The following is a 15195-nucleotide window of genomic DNA, read 5'->3' on the forward strand; positions in this document are numbered from 1 at the left end:
CTTTGATCTGGTGGAAAAGAAAACAGTGGTCGCAAATTATGCAGCCACGGGTTACGAATACCGCGAAATGAAGGCAACGTCAATGCGCAAAATTCACGCCATTGTCATATTTGTGACCTATATAAGAGTTCATTTTTTGTTCACCTGACACACCGGCCGGTAACGAACTGACCTGACAAAAAAAAGCCGTGCGGCTCAGACGAACCGCACGGCAGATCAGCGTGATGAATTTTACTTATGGCAGACGGTTAAGCTCGCTGGCAATGGCCGCCGCCTCCTGGCTCCACGCCTGCGCCAGGGTCTTGACCATCGCGTCATAACCATCCTGATCCTGCTTAAGCACGATGTTGAACGGGCGCTTGATCAGCTGTCCCTGATGCTTCAGCAGCCACTCACCGCTGACGATAACCCGCCCGTCGTAGCGTCCGTGAAAGCCATTGACCGCGACGTTGAGCGTATCCTGCTCGCTACCCAGCGGCTGGGATGACACCACCCAGCCCGGCAGCTGTTGGCTCAGGTTCGCCACCAGCGTGGTGCGCAGCTGCTGGTCCAGTGGGCTGGCCCACAGATTATTATTGGCGATCACATACTGCACGTCGGTGGTCTGATAGACCACCCCGTTACCCGCCAGGTAATCCGGGATGCTGACCTGCTCAACCCACAGCAGACGCGCCCCCTGGCTGGCGGCGCTCTGTGCGCCGCCCTGCGCCACCGGCAGCTGGTAATACGTTTTGCTTTCGCCGCCGCTACTGCACGCCGTCAGCACGCATACGGCTGCCGCCAGTAACCATTTTTTCATTATTTCGCTCCCTTCGGCTGTGGGTCTTTTTTATCCTTCGCCTCAAATACCAGCGCATTGCTCTTATCATTGAGCGTTTTCAGGACCGGCTGCAATTCACGCAGCACCTGATCCAGACGCTGCATATCGGCCACCATCTTATTGTAGGCCGCGGAGCCCGGCTGGAAGCCCTGCATGCTGCGGTTCAGCTCGCGCAGCGTCGTCTGCATATCCGCAGGCAACTGCTGCATCGACTGGCTGGAGGTGATCTTATTCAGACTATCCAGCGTGGTCTGCACGTGCTGCATGGTCTTCTCGCTCTGCGCCAGGGTGCTGGTCGCCTGCTCCAGCAACGGATTGAGCGGCAGGTTATTAATCTTATCCAGCGCATCCATCAGACGCTGCTGGATCTGCGCCAGACCACCGCTGATGGTCGGGATAATCGGATAGCCGTTAAACTCCTGAATTTTCCCGCGCGGCGGCGCCTTCGGATAGAAGTCGAGATCGATATACAGCGCGCCGGTCACCAGGTTACCGGTTTTCAGCGAGCCGCGCAGTCCGCGGTTGATCAGATCGTCAATGTGGGCACGAATATTCGGATCGCCGCCCAGCTGGTTAATCAGACGTTGCGGTTCCACCCGCACTTCCACCGGAATGCGATAATCGTCGTTCAAACGCTGCTTCAGACCGGGAATGAAGAACGGCACTTTGCCGACGGTTCCCAGACGGATGCCGCGGAACTCCACCGGCGCGCCCGGCTGCAGGCCGCGAACCGAGTCTTTGAAGAACATGACATAATCGATATGCTCGGTAAAGACCGAATCCTGGATGCTCTTCTGATCGTCAAATAAATGGTATTCCGTTTTATTTGCCACCGGCTCGCCGAGATCCAATCCTTCAGGAATATCGAAGCTCACGCCGCCGCCAAACAGCGTCGACAGCGAACCCATCTCGACGCGCATCCCCGCCGAAGTCAAATCTACAGCGATGCCGCTGTCCTTCCAGAAGCGGACATTGGTGGTCACCAGGCGGTCATTGGGCGCATTGATAAACAACTGATAAGTGATACGACGTTTCTGGGTGTCGAAGGTGCTGGTTTCCACCGACCCCACGCGATAGCCGCGGAACAGCACCGGATCGCCCGGCGACAGCTGCCCCGCCTTGCTGCTTTCCAGCAGAATACGGATCCCCTTGGCATCCGGCGAGGCCAGCGGCGGAGAATCCAGTAGCGGATACCGCGCTGGCACCGAACCTTTTGTCCCCGGCTGCAGTTCAATATAGGCCCCGGACAACAATGTCCCAAGACCGCTGATCCCCTCGCGACCTACCTGCGGTTTCACCACCCAAAAGACGGAATCGTTGTGCAGTAATTTCTGCATCCCTGAGTTGAGGCGGGCTTTGATTTCCACGTGGGTTAAATCGTCGGTCAGCGTCGCGCTCTCCACTACCCCAACGTCCACGCTGCGGCTCTTGATGCGGGTTTTTCCCCCTTCAATCCCTTCCGCGTTGGTGGTGATCAGCGTGACCTCAGGGCCCTGATGGCTGTAATGATAGAACAGGATCCACGCCCCGATCAGCGCAGTGACGATAGGAAAGATCCACACCGGTGACCAGTTCTTCACCTTCTGCACTTTCGCTTCTCCGCTCTTATTTTCCATGTTGTTGTATTTCCTCATGGCTTGAATCTGGCTCACGATCCCACAGTAAACGGGGATCAAACGTCATGGCTGAAAACATGGTCATCACCACCACCAGCGCAAACATCACCGCGCCGATAGCGGGATAGATATTCATCAACCCTCCCATGCGCACCAGCGCAGAGAGTACGGCGATGACAAAAACATCAATCATTGACCAGCGGCCAACAAATTCCACCACTTCATAGATCAGATGCATACGTTCCGAATCGCGCTCACCGTTGCCATTGGCGTTCCAGCACAGCCAGGCAATAGCGATCATCTTCAGCGTCGGCACCATAATACTGGCGATAAAGATCACCAGCGCCACCGGATAAGAACCTTCGCTCCACAGTAAAACTACCCCAGCCATAATGGTCGACGGCATTTTATCGCCCAACAGATCGGTGATCATGATCGGCATAATATTGGCAGGAAGATAAAGGATAAATGAGGTCACCAGCAGCGCCAGCGTCCACTGCAGGCTGTTTTTACGCCGCGCCGTTCCTTTACTGTGACAGCGCGGGCAGATCGTCAGATCGGCCGGCAACACCGCCGTGCAGCACGCGCAGGAGCGCAGCCCCTGGCGGATACCGGCCACACCGACCTTCAGCGGTTGGGTAATGGCTGGCATGGGGGCGATATCATCCCACAGCCAGCGGCGGTCGACGCACTGAAAAGTACGTAACTGCAGCAGGCAAAACATACACCACGGCACAAAACTCAGACCGATGCCGATATCGCCGTAGGCCATCAGCTTGACGAAGCTCACCAGCACGCCGGCAAGAAAGATCTCCGCCATGCCCCAGGTTTTCAGGTGGAACAGAATACGCGCAAGGAACGCCTTGAGACCGGCGGGCATTCTGACCCGATTGACCAGCAGCAGAATGGTGACCAGGCAAAACGCCGGTACCAGCTGCACAAAGAGTAAAAAGAAAGTGCCGAGGCTGGCGTAATCCTCGGTAAATAACACATTGGGAATTTCCAGTAGCTCTATTTCGCTGCTGATCCCGCCCACTTTCATATAGATGAACGGAAAGAGGTTGGCCAACAGCAGCATAAACAGCGCAACCAGCGCATACGCCGTGGGACGCTGGCGAGGCGCGTCCCACGTGGTGGTTAATGTTGTACCGCAGCGCGGACAAGCGGCTTTCTGGCGATGCTCAAGCTGCGGCAAAGCCACCAGCAAATCACATTGGGGACATAAAATATGTCGCGCAGCATGATGATGATCGCACATGACAACTCCTCGGCTCAGGCGCCGTTCTTTAATCCTTCGAGATATTCCCAGCGTTCAAAGGCCGCTTCCAGCGCCTGTTCCGCTTCGGCCAGCTTTGCCAGCACCTGCTGCGTGCGATCGTGCGGTTGTCCAAAGAAGTCGGGATCGGCCACCTGCTCCTGCAGCGTCTGCAGTTCGGCCTCGAGGGCTTCCAGCTTCTGCGGCAGCTGTTCCAGCTCGCGCTGCAGGTTATAGCTTAGTTTGTTCCCGCCGCGTTTGACAGTTTCTGCTTTTGGCTGAGCGACTTCCAACGTTTTTTTCGCTGCCGGCTGCTTCTGCGCCAACGACTGGGCCTGCTGTCCGCGGGCGTCGTGATAGCCGCCGATATACTGGCCGATGCGACCGCCGCCTTCGAAGATCCAGCATTCGGTTACGGTGTTATCCACGAACTGACGATCGTGGCTCACCAGCATCACGGTGCCCTGATAGCCATCGATCAGCTCTTCCAGCAGCTCCAGCGTTTCGACATCCAGGTCGTTTGTCGGTTCATCGAGAATCAACAAGTTGCTGGGTTTCAAAAACAGCCGCGCCAGCAGCAGGCGGTTACGTTCCCCGCCAGAGAGCGCCCGCACCGGAGTCATCGCCCGTTTCGGATGGAACAGGAAGTCCTGCAGATAGCCCAGCACATGGCGCGGCTTACCGTTAACCATCACCTCCTGCTTACCTTCCGCAAGGTTATCCATCACCGTCCGGTCCGGATCCAGCTCTGCGCGGTGCTGGTCGAAGTAGGCAACTTCCAGTTTGGTACCAACGTGGATCCGCCCGCTGTCGGCCTGCAGCTGGCCAAGCATCAGCTTCAGCAGCGTGGTTTTCCCACAGCCGTTGGGGCCAATCAGGGCAATCTTGTCGCCGCGCTGGATCTGCGCGGAGAAATCTTTCACCAGCACTTTGCCATCAACCTGATAGTTGACGTTCTCCATTTCGAAAACGATTTTGCCGGAGCGCGAAGCCTCTTCAACCTGCATCCTGGCGCTGCCCATCACTTCCCGGCGCTCGCCGCGCTCACGACGCATCGCCTTCAGGGCGCGAACGCGGCCTTCGTTACGCGTGCGGCGCGCTTTGATCCCCTGACGGATCCACACCTCTTCCTGAGCGAGCTTGCGGTCGAATTCCGCATTCTGCAGTTCTTCAACCCGCAGGGCTTCTTCTTTATCCAGCAGATACTGATCGTAATCGCCCGGGTAGGTCACCAGCTTGCCGCGATCGAGGTCGACGATGCGCGTCGCCATATTGCGGATAAAGGAGCGGTCGTGCGAAATAAAGATAATGGTGCCTTTAAAGGTTTTCAGGAACCCTTCCAGCCAGTCGATGGTTTCGATATCCAGGTGGTTGGTAGGTTCATCGAGCAGCAGCACGCGCGGCCCGCTGACCAGCGCGCGGCCCAGCGCCGCTTTACGCAGCCAGCCGCCGGACAGGGAGGCCAGCTGCGCATTGGCGTCAAGGCCAAGCTGCTCAATCACTTCGTTAATGCGGCTGTCCAGCTGCCACAGCCCCAGGTTATCGAGCTGCTCCTGCAGGCGCGCCAGTTCATTTAAATTTTTGTCGCTCGGATCGGTCATGACCTGATGTGATACGTCATGGTAGGCCTTCAGGTAGGCCGCCTGCTCGGCGATGCCTTCCGCGACAAAATCGTACACCGTACCGGCGACATTACGCGGCGGATCCTGCTGCAGACGCGCCACAATCAGATCCTGTTCATAAATAATGCGCCCGTCATCCAGCCCCTGCTCGCGGTTGAGGATCTTCATCAGGGTCGATTTACCGGCGCCGTTGCGTCCGACGAGGCAGACGCGTTCGTTATCTTCGATATGCAGCTCGGCATTATCCAGCAGCGGCGCATCGCTGAAGGAAAGCCAGGCGCCATGCATACTAATCAGTGACATTCTTTATTCCTTTCAGGCTGCGGTAATCAGCCAGCAGTTGTGGATCTGACGGTTGCGGGCAAAATCCTGCGACAGCGTTTTTTGCGAAATCTCTTGCGCCTTCAGGCCAAGCGCCGCCAGCCCGTCATGATCCATACGGAAACCGCGTTTGTTATTCGAGAACATAATGGTGCCGCCTTTACGCAGCAGACGTTTCAGATCGGTCATCAGGCGAATGTGATCGCGCTGGACGTCGAAAGCATCTTCCATTCGTTTGGAGTTGGAGAAGGTCGGCGGATCGATAAAGATCAGATCGAACTGCTCGGTGCTCTCCCGCAGCCAGCCCAGGACGTCCGCCTGCATCAGGCGATGCGCGCGGCCGGTCAGGCCATTGAGACGCAGGTTGCGTTCCGCCCACTCCAGATAGGTGCGCGACATATCCACCGTGGTGGTGGAGCGAGCGCCGCCGAGGCCGGCGTGGACGCTGGCGCTGCCGGTATAGGAGAACAGGTTGAGGAAATCCTTGCCTTTGCTCATCTGGCCAAGCATACGGCGGGCGATCCGGTGGTCGAGGAACAGACCGGTATCCAGGTAGTCGGTGAGGTTGACCCACAGACGCGCGTTGTACTCCTGCACCTCGATAAAGTCGCCTTTCTCCGCCATCTTCTGATACTGATTTTTCCCCTTTTGCCGCTCGCGGGTCTTCAGCACCAGCTTGTTCGGCGCGATTCCTAACACCGCGATAGTCGCGGCGATAATATCGAACAGGCGCTGGCGCGCTTTATGCGCGTCGACAGTTTTCGGCGGGGCATACTCCTGGACCACCACCCAGTCGGCGTAGCGATCGATGGCCACGTTGTATTCCGGCAGGTCAGCATCGTACAGGCGATAGCATTCAATGCCTTCCTGACGGGCCCATTTTTCAAACTTCTTCAGGTTCTTACGCAGACGGTTAGCAAAATCTTCTGCCAGCATCGCCGGCTTGCCGCCTTCGCTCTCCGCCAGGTGATAATTCTTCTGCACGCAGTCCAGCGGGCCGTTCTTGGCTTTAAACTGTTTGTCGGCGCGCAGCTGCAGGCAGCTTAACAGCTCCGGCGAGGCGCTGAACACCGACAGGTTCCAGCCGCCAAACTGACTTTTCATGATCCGGCCCAGCAAGCTGTGCAGGGCGATCAGCGCCGGCTCGCTTTCCAGACGCTCGCCGTACGGCGGGTTGCTGATCACGGTGCCGTACGGGCCTTTCGGCAGCGGATTATTCAGTTGGGCGACGTCTTTGACTTCAAAATCGATCAGCTCGCCGATGCCGGCCCGACGGGCGTTGCGGCGGGCGCGGTCAATGACGCGTGCGTCGACATCGGATCCATAGAAGCGTGACCCATATGCCGCCAGCCCCTGACGGGCGCGGGTTTGCGCTTCCGCTTTGACCTCTTTCCAGATGGCGTCGTCGTGCTGCGCCCAGCCGCCAAAGCCCCAGTGGCCGCGGTGCAGGCCCGGCGCGCGGTCGGTCGCCAGCATCGCCGCCTCAATCAGCAGGGTACCGGAGCCGCACATCGGATCGAGCAGCGGGGTGCCCGGCACCCAGCCGGAGCGCATCACGATCGCCGCCGCGAGGTTTTCTTTGATCGGCGCCATACCGGTGCCATCGCGGTAGCCGCGCAGGTGCAGACCTTCGCCGCTCAGATCCAGCGAGATGTGCGCCGTCTCTTTGTTCAGCCAGACGTTGATCCGCAGATCGGGCGACTCACGATCGACGTTCGGGCGCGGCAGATTCTTACGGGTGAAGCTGTCGACAATAGCGTCTTTGACCTTCAGCGCGCCGTACTGGCTGTTGCGGATCTCCTCATTGAGGCCGCTAAAATGCACCGCGAAGGTGGCGCCAGGGTTGAACATCTCCGTCCACGGAATGGCCTGTACGCCGAGGTACAGATCCAGATCGCTGTATACGCGACACTCGCCCAGCGGCAGCATGATGCGCGAAGCCAGCCGGCTCCACATCAGGCTCTGATACAGCAGGCGCGTATCCCCCTGAAAATGGACCCCGCCCTGGACTACCTGGCAGTCCGTCGCGCCAAGCCCTTCCAGTTCAGTTTTTAACAGCTCTTCCAGCCCACGAGCCGTACTGGCAAACAGAGAATTCATATCGTCACTTTTACTTAAAGAAAATTGGTGCGCATTATAGCCAATATGTGCCCTATGTCATAAAGTTATAGGCTTATTTTTGGAACCCGGAGGCAGCGTATGGTAACGCTCTCGCGTCTTTTTATTCATCCCGTTAAATCCATGCGCGGCATGGGCCTGACCCACGCCTTTGCCGATATCAGCGGCCTGGCCTTCGATCGCCTGTTTATGGTCACCGAAACCGACGGCACCTTTATTACCGCCCGTCAGTTTCCGCAAATGGTGAAATTTATTCCGGCGCCGCTGCATGATGGCCTTCACCTGACCGCACCGGACGGCAGCAGCGCCGTGGTGCGTTTTAACGATTTCGCCCCTCAGGCCGAGCCGACAGAAGTCTGGGGCAACCATTTTACCGCCCTTATCGCGCCCGCAGCGGTTAATCAGTGGCTCAGCGGCTTTTTCAATCGCGACGTCCAGCTGCGCTGGCTGGGGCCACAGTTAACCCGCCGGGTGAAGCGCCACGATGCGGTACCGCTCTCCTTCGCCGACGGCTACCCTTACCTGCTGGCGAACGAAGCCTCCCTGCGCGATCTGCAGCAGCGCTGCCCGGCCAGCGTAAGCATAGAACAGTTTCGCCCTAATCTCGTGGTCACCGGCGCGGCGGCCTGGGATGAAGATAGCTGGAAAGTGATCCGCGTCGGCGAGGTGGTATTTGACGTCGCCAAACCGTGCAGCCGCTGCATTTTTACCACCGTCAGTCCGGAGCGCGGGCAGAAGCATCCCAGCGGAGAGCCGCTGGAAACCTTAAAGCGCTTCCGCACCGCGCAGGATAATGGCGATGTCGACTTTGGTCAGAACCTGATTGCCCGTAACAGCGGCGTGATCCGGGTGGGGGATGAAGTGGAAATCCTCGCCCGCGGCCCGGCGAAAGCCTACGGCGCCGGCGAAAGCGACGATACCCCGGCTCCCGAGGCGCAGCAGCAGGCCACGGTTGCCATTGAATGGCAGAGTCAACAATTTACCGGCAATAACCAGCAGGTGCTGCTGGAACAACTGGAGCAACAGGGCATTCGCGTACCCTACTCGTGTCGGGCGGGGATCTGCGGCAGTTGCCGCATCCGTCTTGAAGAGGGGGAAGTGAGTCCGTTAAAGAAAAACGCGGTCGCCGGAGATGGCACCATTCTTGCCTGCAGCTGCGTGCCGAAAACGGCGCTGCGCCTGGCGCCTTAAACCGCCTGCCCCAGGCTGCAGCTGACCGCGCTCTGCGCCGGCTGCAGCCTGTCGTTCATGATTTTAATGACATCGCCCAGCTGCATAACCCGGCCGGCAAGCGTAAGACCCGGCTGAGCCAACAGACAGAGCGCGGCGTTATCGCCCGGCTCCACCACCAGTAAATTCACCTGCTCGCCGGTATCGCTCAGCCAGACGCAGGCCGCGTCGCCGCCGCTCGGCTGCCAGTGATGGGTATGGGCGATAAAGTGCCAGCTTTTCGGCATCTGCGGTTTGAGAAAACGGATGGCGGTGAGCGCGTTAAGGACTAATTCCGCCCGCTGCTCTTTCGATAGCTCGAGATCGCGACATTTTTCTTCAAAAGAGAAATAGAGCGCGGCGTCATCAACGCAGAATCCCGATGGGGCAAAGGCGTCCGGCGTCAGCATGCGCCGGGCGAAGCGCGAGCGAAATAACATGCCATTGGCCAGATCGAGCATCATGCGGTCGTGCTCTTCATCGTAATACCAACGCCAGTTATCGTCAGGTTTAATCCGCATTTTTCCCCCTGTCCCCTTTCATACGCCTCTGCAAAGCTGTTGCGACTTACCGCAGAATATTTTCTAAAATTAAGAAAAGTCTAAAATGTTTAAATAAGCAACAGTGAGGGAATATAAAACAACCAGGGCCGGAAATAAAGCCCTGGGGGGATTCAAAGGGGTAAAAGATTAGATGTGGGTAACAATTTCTTTAATCAGCGGCGGACCTTTAAAAATAAATCCGGAATAAATCTGCACCAGCGATGCCCCAGCGGCCATCTTTTCCCGCGCGGCAATCACGGAATCAATACCGCCCACGCCAATGATAGGCAAACGGCCATTCAACTCTGCGGAGAGCATGCGAATAATTTCGGTACTCTTTAATTGTAATGGACGACCGCTAAGCCCGCCGGTCTCATCGCAATGTTTCATTCCCTGGACCAGAGAACGATCGAGAGTAGTATTGGTGGCAATCACCCCATCAATATTATGACGCACGAGGCTATCGGCAACCTGGATCAATTCCTCAGGCAAAAGATCCGGCGCGATCTTCACGGCGACCGGCACATATTTTTGATGCTTCTGCTGCAGCTCAAGCTGTTTATTTTTAATACCGGAGAGTAAATCGTCGAGCGCTTCGCCGTATTGCAGCGTGCGCAGCCCCGGGGTGTTCGGCGAGGAGATATTAATGGCGATATAGCCGGCGTAGGGATAGACTTTTTCCATACAAATCAGGTAATCATCTTTCCCGTGCTCAACCGGCGTATCTTTATTTTTACCGATATTGATGCCCAGCACGCCGTCAAAATGCGCCTTTTTCACGTTCTCGACCAGGTTATCGACGCCATGGTTATTAAAGCCCATGCGGTTGATCAACCCCTCAGCATCCACCAGACGGAAGATCCTTGGCTTATCGTTGCCCGGCTGCGGACGCGGCGTCACGGTGCCGATCTCAATGGAGCCAAAACCCATCGCGCCCAGCGCGTCAATGCATTCCCCGTTTTTATCCAGCCCGGCCGCCAGACCCAGCGGGTTTTTAAAGGTCAGCCCCATGCAGGTGACAGGCCTGGCCGGCACCTTCTGGCGAACCAGGATTTCCAGCGGCGTCCCGGTGACACGGCGTAATTGTTGAAAAGTAACTTCATGAGCGCGCTCAGGATCGAGCTGAAAAAGGGCTTTACGAACGAAGGGGTAGTACATGAACTCTCCTGGATTCCCGGTGTGCAAACCGGGGGCGTATTATGTGCGATCTGTTGCGGAAAGGGAATTGACCTGCGACAAAAAATCCCCCATCAGCGCAAACGATTACCTCCCCGCGCGCCGTTATGCGCTTTTCGGCTATCTAACGGTGGATAAATCATTTAGGGAAATAATGGCCCTCTGTCACACTCACTATAAATGTTATCAATTATAGATAAATGCAAACATTTAGTTATAAGGAGAGAGAGATGCGCGTCATTACGCTTGCGGGCAGCCCGCGTTACCCTTCCCGTTCCAGCGCCCTGCTGGAATATGCCAGAGAGACGCTCACCGCCGCCGATATCGAAGTCTGCCACTGGCATCTGCAGAACTTTGCCCCGGAAGACCTTCTCTACGCTCGCTTTGACAACCCGGCGCTGCAGACGCTCAATGAGCAGCTTGCCGGGGCTGACGGCTTGATCATCGCCACGCCGGTGTATAAAGCCTCGTTTTCCGGCGCCCTGAAAACGCTGCTCGACCTGCTTCCTGAGCGGGCGCTGGAGGGCAAAATCGTACTGCCGCTGGCCACCGGCGGCACCATCGCCCACATGCTGGCGGTGGACTACGCCCTGAAGCCGGTGCTGAATGCCCTCAAGGCTCAGGAGATCCTCCACGGCGTCTTCGCCGACGACAGCCAGGTGACCGATTACCAGCACAAGCCGCAGTTTACCCCGAACCTGCAGCGGCGCCTCGATGAAGCCCTCGAGACCTTCTGGCAGGCGCTGCACCGCCCCAGCAGCCGCGCGCCGTCATTAACGTCTCTGCGTGGGGTGGAACATGCTTAATCCTCTCCGCGCTCTGACCCTCGGCGGACTGCTGCTCTTTTCCACCCTGGGCCACGCCGCCCCGGCGGCGCCTGACGCCCTGCGCATCGGTTATCAGAAAGGCAGCGTCAGCATGGTGCTGGCGAAAAGCCATCAGCTGCTGGAGCAGCGCTACCCAAAGACCCATATCTCGTGGATAGAATTCCCGGCCGGTCCGCAGATGCTGGAGGCGCTGAACGTTGGCAGCATCGATATCGGCAGCACTGGCGACATTCCGCCTATCTTTGCGCAGGCGGCGGGCGCCGATCTGGTGTATATCGGTTCGGAACCGCCCAAGCCCAAAGCGGAAGTGATTCTGGTGGCGCAGGGCAGCCCGATTCATAACGTTGCTGAGCTGAAAGGAAAAAAGGTCGCTTTTCAGAAAGGCTCCAGCTCCCACAATCTGCTGCTGCGCGCCCTGCAGCTGGCAGGTTTGAAGTTTAGCGACATTCAGCCGGTCTATCTCGCCCCCGCCGATGCGCGCGCCGCCTTCCAGCAGGGCAATGTCGACGCCTGGGCGATCTGGGATCCGTATTACTCCGCCGCGCTGCTGCAGGGCGGCGCCCGGGTGCTAACCGACGGAACCGACCTGAAACAGACAGGATCCTTCTATCTCGCTTCCCGCCCTTACGCTGAACGCAATGGCGCCTTTATTGAGGGCGTACTCGATACCTTTACCCAGGCCGATGCCCTGACCCATAGCCAGCGCGCGCAAAGCATTACGCTGCTGGCGAAAACGATGGGGTTACCGGAGGCGGTGATCGCCAGCTACCTGGACCATCGTCCCCCCACCTCGGTTACCCCGGTGAGCGCCGAAACCGCCGCTCGCCAGCAGCAGACGGCCGACCTGTTCTATGAGAACAAGCTGGTGCCGAAAAAAGTAGATATCCGGGCCCGCATCTGGCAGCCCGCCGCCGCACAAGGAGCGAAATCATGAGTCTGAATATGTTCTGGTTTTTACCGACCCATGGTGATGGTCGTTATCTGGGTACCGAAGAGGGAGCCCGTCCGGTCGATTATGGCTATCTGCAGCAAATCGCGCAGACGGCGGATCGGCTGGGGTTCACCGGCGTACTGATCCCGACCGGGCGCTCATGTGAAGATGCCTGGCTGGTTGCGGCCTCGATGATCCCGGTAACGCAGCGGCTGAAATTTCTTGTCGCCCTCAGGCCAAGCGTGGTGTCGCCGACGGTGGCCGCGCGCCAGGCGGCGACCCTGGACCGACTGTCAAACGGCCGGGCGCTGTTCAATCTGGTCACCGGCAGCGATCCCGCCGAGCTGGCTGGCGACGGTGTCTTCCTCGACCACACCGAGCGCTATGAGGCCTCGGCTGAATTTACCCACATCTGGCGCAAGCTGATGGAAGGGGAAACTGTCACCTTTAACGGTAAGCATCAGCGCGTTCGCGACGCTAAACTGCTGTTTCCGCCGCTCCAGCAGCCGCGTCCGCCGCTCTATTTCGGCGGCTCGTCTGAGGTGGCGCAGGATCTGGCCGCTGAGCAGGTCGATCTCTATCTTACCTGGGGGGAACCACCGGCCCAGGTGGCAGAGAAAATTGCTCAGGTGCGGGAGAAAGCCGCCCGGCACGGTCGCCGGGTGCGTTTCGGCATCCGCCTGCATGTGATCGTGCGGGAAACCAATGAGGAAGCCTGGCAGGCAGCGGACAGCCTTATCTCTCATCTTGATGATGAGACTATCGCCCGCGCCCAGGCAGCCTTCGCCAGAACCGACTCCGTCGGCCAGCAGCGGATGGCGGCCCTGCACAATGGCCGACGCGATAAGCTGGAAATCAGCCCCAACCTGTGGGCTGGCGTCGGTTTAGCGCGCGGCGGCGCCGGGACCGCGCTGGTGGGCGATGCCGCCACCGTGGCCGAACGGATCAATGAGTACGCCGCGCTGGGTATCGATAGCTTTATCTTCTCCGGTTATCCGCATCTGGAAGAGGCGTATCGGGTCGGCGAACTGCTGTTCCCGCTGCTCGACGTCGCGGTGCCGTCTGTCCCGCAGCCGCAAAGCCTGCGCCTGCAGGGAGAAGCCGTCGCTAACGAGTTTATCCCGCGTAAAGTGGCGCAGAGCTGAGGAGGTCGTGATGGCAAAATCAACCCATCCCCTGTTATTACGCCTCGCCCCCTGGCTGCTGCCGGTGGGAACGGTCATTGTCTGGCAGCTGGCCTCGTCCGTCGGCTGGCTGTCGACGCGGGTGCTGCCCTCGCCGGAGGGCGTATTGAAAGCGTTCTGGACCCTCTCGGCCAGCGGTGAGCTGTGGCAGCATCTGGCCATTAGCTCGTGGCGGGCGCTGGTCGGCTTCGCCATCGGCGGCTCCATTGGGCTGGTGCTCGGCTTGATCAGCGGTCTGTCACGCTGGGGCGAGCGCCTGCTGGACACGTCGATCCAGATGCTGCGCAATGTGCCGCATCTGGCGCTGATCCCGCTGGTGATCTTGTGGTTCGGCATCGATGAGACCGCCAAGATCTTCCTCGTATCGCTGGGCACCCTGTTCCCGATCTATATCAACACCTGGCACGGGATCCGCAATATCGACCGCGGACTGGTGGAGATGGCGCGCAGCTATGGTTTATCCGGCTTTGCTCTTTTCCGTCACGTGATTTTACCCGGCGCCCTACCCTCGATTATGGTCGGCGTGCGTTTCGCCCTCGGTCTGATGTGGCTGACGCTTATTGTCGCCGAAACCATCTCGGCGAACGCCGGTATCGGCTACCTGGCGATGAATGCGCGTGAATTTCTGCAAACCGACGTGGTGGTGGTCGCCATCATTCTTTACGCCATTCTTGGCAAACTGGCCGACGTCAGCGCCCAGCTGCTGGAGCGGCTCTGGCTGCGCTGGAACCCGGCGTATCATCTTCAGGAGGCGAACGCATGAACACTGCCCGTCTAAACCCAGGTATCCCGCTGCTGCTGAACGGGGTGACTAAACGCTATGGCGACAACACCATTCTTAACGAGCTGGATCTGCATATCCCCAGCGGCCAGTTTGTGGCGGTGGTGGGCCGCAGCGGCGGCGGCAAAAGTACCCTGCTGCGCCTGCTGGCGGGCCTGGAAACCCCGAACGCTGGCGAGCTACTGGCGGGCGCAACGCCGCTGGCGGCGATCCAGGACGACACCCGGATGATGTTTCAGGATGCGCGCCTGCTGCCGTGGAAAACGGTGATTGATAACGTGGGGCTGGGGTTAAAAGGCGCCTGGCGCGAAGCCGCCCTGCAGGCACTGGCCAGCGTCGGACTCGAGAGTCGCGCGCAGGAGTGGCCGGCGGCGCTGTCGGGCGGGCAAAAGCAGCGCGTTGCGCTGGCCCGCGCCCTGATCCATCGCCCGCGTCTGCTATTGCTGGACGAGCCGCTGGGGGCGCTGGACGCCCTCACCCGTCTGGAGATGCAGGAGCTGATCGTCTCCCTGTGGCAGGAGCATGGCTTTACGGTCCTGCTGGTGACCCACGACGTCAGCGAAGCGGTGGCGATGGCCGACCGGGTGCTGTTAATTGAAGAGAAGAAGATCGGTCTCGATTTGAACGTGGATATTCCGCGACCGCGGCGCACCGGTTCGGCGAAGCTGGCCGAGCTGGAGGCGGAGGTACTGGATCGGGTGATGAAGCGCGGCAAGAGCGAGAGCGTGCCGCGTTTATTTAGTCATGGCTGACCGGAGTAACGGTCTGCTGTCAGAACGGGGGCATATCGTCA

Annotated in this window: 13 protein-coding genes; 6 read left to right on the forward strand and 7 right to left on the reverse strand. The window is 58.7% G+C overall.

Going from position 1 to position 15195, the window contains the following annotated elements; all coding sequences use genetic code 11:
- Nucleotides 1–235: 235 nt before the first annotated feature.
- The 5 genes from pqiC to rlmKL are packed head-to-tail and all read right to left on the reverse strand — an operon-like array spanning nt 236 to nt 7734.
- Entirely contained in the window at nt 236–799 is a 564-nt protein-coding gene (gene pqiC, locus MKS11_RS10345; RefSeq protein WP_004201425.1) for a membrane integrity-associated transporter subunit PqiC, read from the reverse strand.
- On the reverse strand, nt 799–2436 hold the full coding sequence (pqiB, locus tag MKS11_RS10350) for an intermembrane transport protein PqiB (protein WP_023320078.1): 1638 nt from the start codon (nt 2434–2436) through the stop codon (nt 799–801). The genes pqiC and pqiB overlap by 1 nt, the downstream gene beginning before the upstream one ends.
- On the reverse strand, nt 2426–3694 hold the full coding sequence (gene pqiA / locus MKS11_RS10355; protein WP_004201422.1) for a membrane integrity-associated transporter subunit PqiA: 1269 nt from the start codon (nt 3692–3694) through the stop codon (nt 2426–2428). The genes pqiB and pqiA overlap by 11 nt, the downstream gene beginning before the upstream one ends.
- Nucleotides 3695–3708: 14 nt before the next feature.
- Nucleotides 3709–5616: an ABC transporter ATP-binding protein gene (locus MKS11_RS10360; RefSeq protein WP_004201421.1), complete on the reverse strand. Its 1908-nt coding sequence runs from the start codon at nt 5614–5616 to the stop codon at nt 3709–3711.
- 12 nt (nt 5617–5628) lie between these two features.
- Entirely contained in the window at nt 5629–7734 is a 2106-nt protein-coding gene (gene rlmKL, locus MKS11_RS10365; protein ID WP_049092771.1) for a bifunctional 23S rRNA (guanine(2069)-N(7))-methyltransferase RlmK/23S rRNA (guanine(2445)-N(2))-methyltransferase RlmL, read from the reverse strand.
- Nucleotides 7735–7833: 99 nt separating this feature from the next.
- On the opposite strand from rlmKL, the gene MKS11_RS10370 reads away from it, so the two are divergent.
- Nucleotides 7834–8943 carry a YcbX family protein gene (locus MKS11_RS10370; RefSeq protein WP_053810591.1) on the forward strand — a complete coding sequence of 370 codons (1110 nt, stop codon included), beginning with the start codon at nt 7834–7836 and terminating at the stop codon, nt 8941–8943.
- Here MKS11_RS10370 and zapC read toward each other — a convergent pair.
- Nucleotides 8940–9482: a cell division protein ZapC gene (zapC, locus tag MKS11_RS10375; protein ID WP_064189321.1), complete on the reverse strand. Its 543-nt coding sequence runs from the start codon at nt 9480–9482 to the stop codon at nt 8940–8942. The two genes, MKS11_RS10370 and zapC, sit on opposite strands and share 4 nt — an antisense overlap.
- A gap of 168 nt (nt 9483–9650) precedes the next feature.
- A complete protein-coding gene (pyrD, locus tag MKS11_RS10380; protein ID WP_004201417.1) occupies nt 9651–10661 on the reverse strand; it encodes a quinone-dependent dihydroorotate dehydrogenase in 1011 nt (336 codons plus the stop codon).
- Nucleotides 10662–10909: 248 nt separating this feature from the next.
- Between pyrD and ssuE the strand changes: the two genes are divergently transcribed.
- The 5 genes from ssuE to ssuB are packed head-to-tail and all read left to right on the forward strand — an operon-like array spanning nt 10910 to nt 15154.
- Nucleotides 10910–11485, forward strand: coding sequence for an NADPH-dependent FMN reductase (ssuE, locus tag MKS11_RS10385; protein WP_004201416.1), 576 nt, complete (start codon nt 10910–10912; stop codon nt 11483–11485).
- A complete protein-coding gene (locus tag MKS11_RS10390) occupies nt 11478–12440 on the forward strand; it encodes a sulfonate ABC transporter substrate-binding protein (RefSeq protein WP_004201415.1) in 963 nt (320 codons plus the stop codon). Before ssuE ends, MKS11_RS10390 begins: the two co-directional genes overlap by 8 nt.
- Nucleotides 12437–13582 carry an FMNH2-dependent alkanesulfonate monooxygenase gene (gene ssuD / locus MKS11_RS10395; protein WP_004201414.1) on the forward strand — a complete coding sequence of 382 codons (1146 nt, stop codon included), beginning with the start codon at nt 12437–12439 and terminating at the stop codon, nt 13580–13582. The genes MKS11_RS10390 and ssuD overlap by 4 nt, the downstream gene beginning before the upstream one ends.
- Nucleotides 13583–13592: 10 nt before the next feature.
- A complete protein-coding gene (ssuC, locus tag MKS11_RS10400; protein ID WP_004201413.1) occupies nt 13593–14384 on the forward strand; it encodes an aliphatic sulfonate ABC transporter permease SsuC in 792 nt (263 codons plus the stop codon).
- Nucleotides 14381–15154, forward strand: coding sequence for an aliphatic sulfonates ABC transporter ATP-binding protein (gene ssuB, locus MKS11_RS10405; protein WP_004201411.1), 774 nt, complete (start codon nt 14381–14383; stop codon nt 15152–15154). Before ssuC ends, ssuB begins: the two co-directional genes overlap by 4 nt.
- Nucleotides 15155–15195: the final 41 nt, after the last annotated feature.

Origin of the sequence: Klebsiella sp. K5-45 (assembly GCF_030128605.1) — a bacterium.
Classification (GTDB): domain Bacteria; phylum Pseudomonadota; class Gammaproteobacteria; order Enterobacterales; family Enterobacteriaceae; genus Klebsiella; species Klebsiella quasipneumoniae.

Bases quoted from the DNA above. Each gene is read 5' to 3' on its own strand.
- pqiC (WP_004201425.1), bottom strand. From the start codon at position 799: ATGAAAAAATGGTTACTGGCGGCAGCCGTATGCGTGCTGACGGCGTGC.
- pqiB (WP_023320078.1), bottom strand. From the start codon at position 2,436: ATGGAAAATAAGAGCGGAGAAGCGAAAGTGCAGAAGGTGAAGAACTGG.
- pqiA (WP_004201422.1), bottom strand. From the start codon at position 3,694: ATGTGCGATCATCATCATGCTGCGCGACATATTTTATGTCCCCAATGT.
- MKS11_RS10360 (WP_004201421.1), bottom strand. From the start codon at position 5,616: ATGTCACTGATTAGTATGCATGGCGCCTGGCTTTCCTTCAGCGATGCG.
- rlmKL (WP_049092771.1), bottom strand. From the start codon at position 7,734: ATGAATTCTCTGTTTGCCAGTACGGCTCGTGGGCTGGAAGAGCTGTTA.
- MKS11_RS10370 (WP_053810591.1), top strand. From the start codon at position 7,834: ATGGTAACGCTCTCGCGTCTTTTTATTCATCCCGTTAAATCCATGCGC.
- zapC (WP_064189321.1), bottom strand. From the start codon at position 9,482: ATGCGGATTAAACCTGACGATAACTGGCGTTGGTATTACGATGAAGAG.
- pyrD (WP_004201417.1), bottom strand. From the start codon at position 10,661: ATGTACTACCCCTTCGTTCGTAAAGCCCTTTTTCAGCTCGATCCTGAG.
- ssuE (WP_004201416.1), top strand. From the start codon at position 10,910: ATGCGCGTCATTACGCTTGCGGGCAGCCCGCGTTACCCTTCCCGTTCC.
- MKS11_RS10390 (WP_004201415.1), top strand. From the start codon at position 11,478: ATGCTTAATCCTCTCCGCGCTCTGACCCTCGGCGGACTGCTGCTCTTT.
- ssuD (WP_004201414.1), top strand. From the start codon at position 12,437: ATGAGTCTGAATATGTTCTGGTTTTTACCGACCCATGGTGATGGTCGT.
- ssuC (WP_004201413.1), top strand. From the start codon at position 13,593: ATGGCAAAATCAACCCATCCCCTGTTATTACGCCTCGCCCCCTGGCTG.
- ssuB (WP_004201411.1), top strand. From the start codon at position 14,381: ATGAACACTGCCCGTCTAAACCCAGGTATCCCGCTGCTGCTGAACGGG.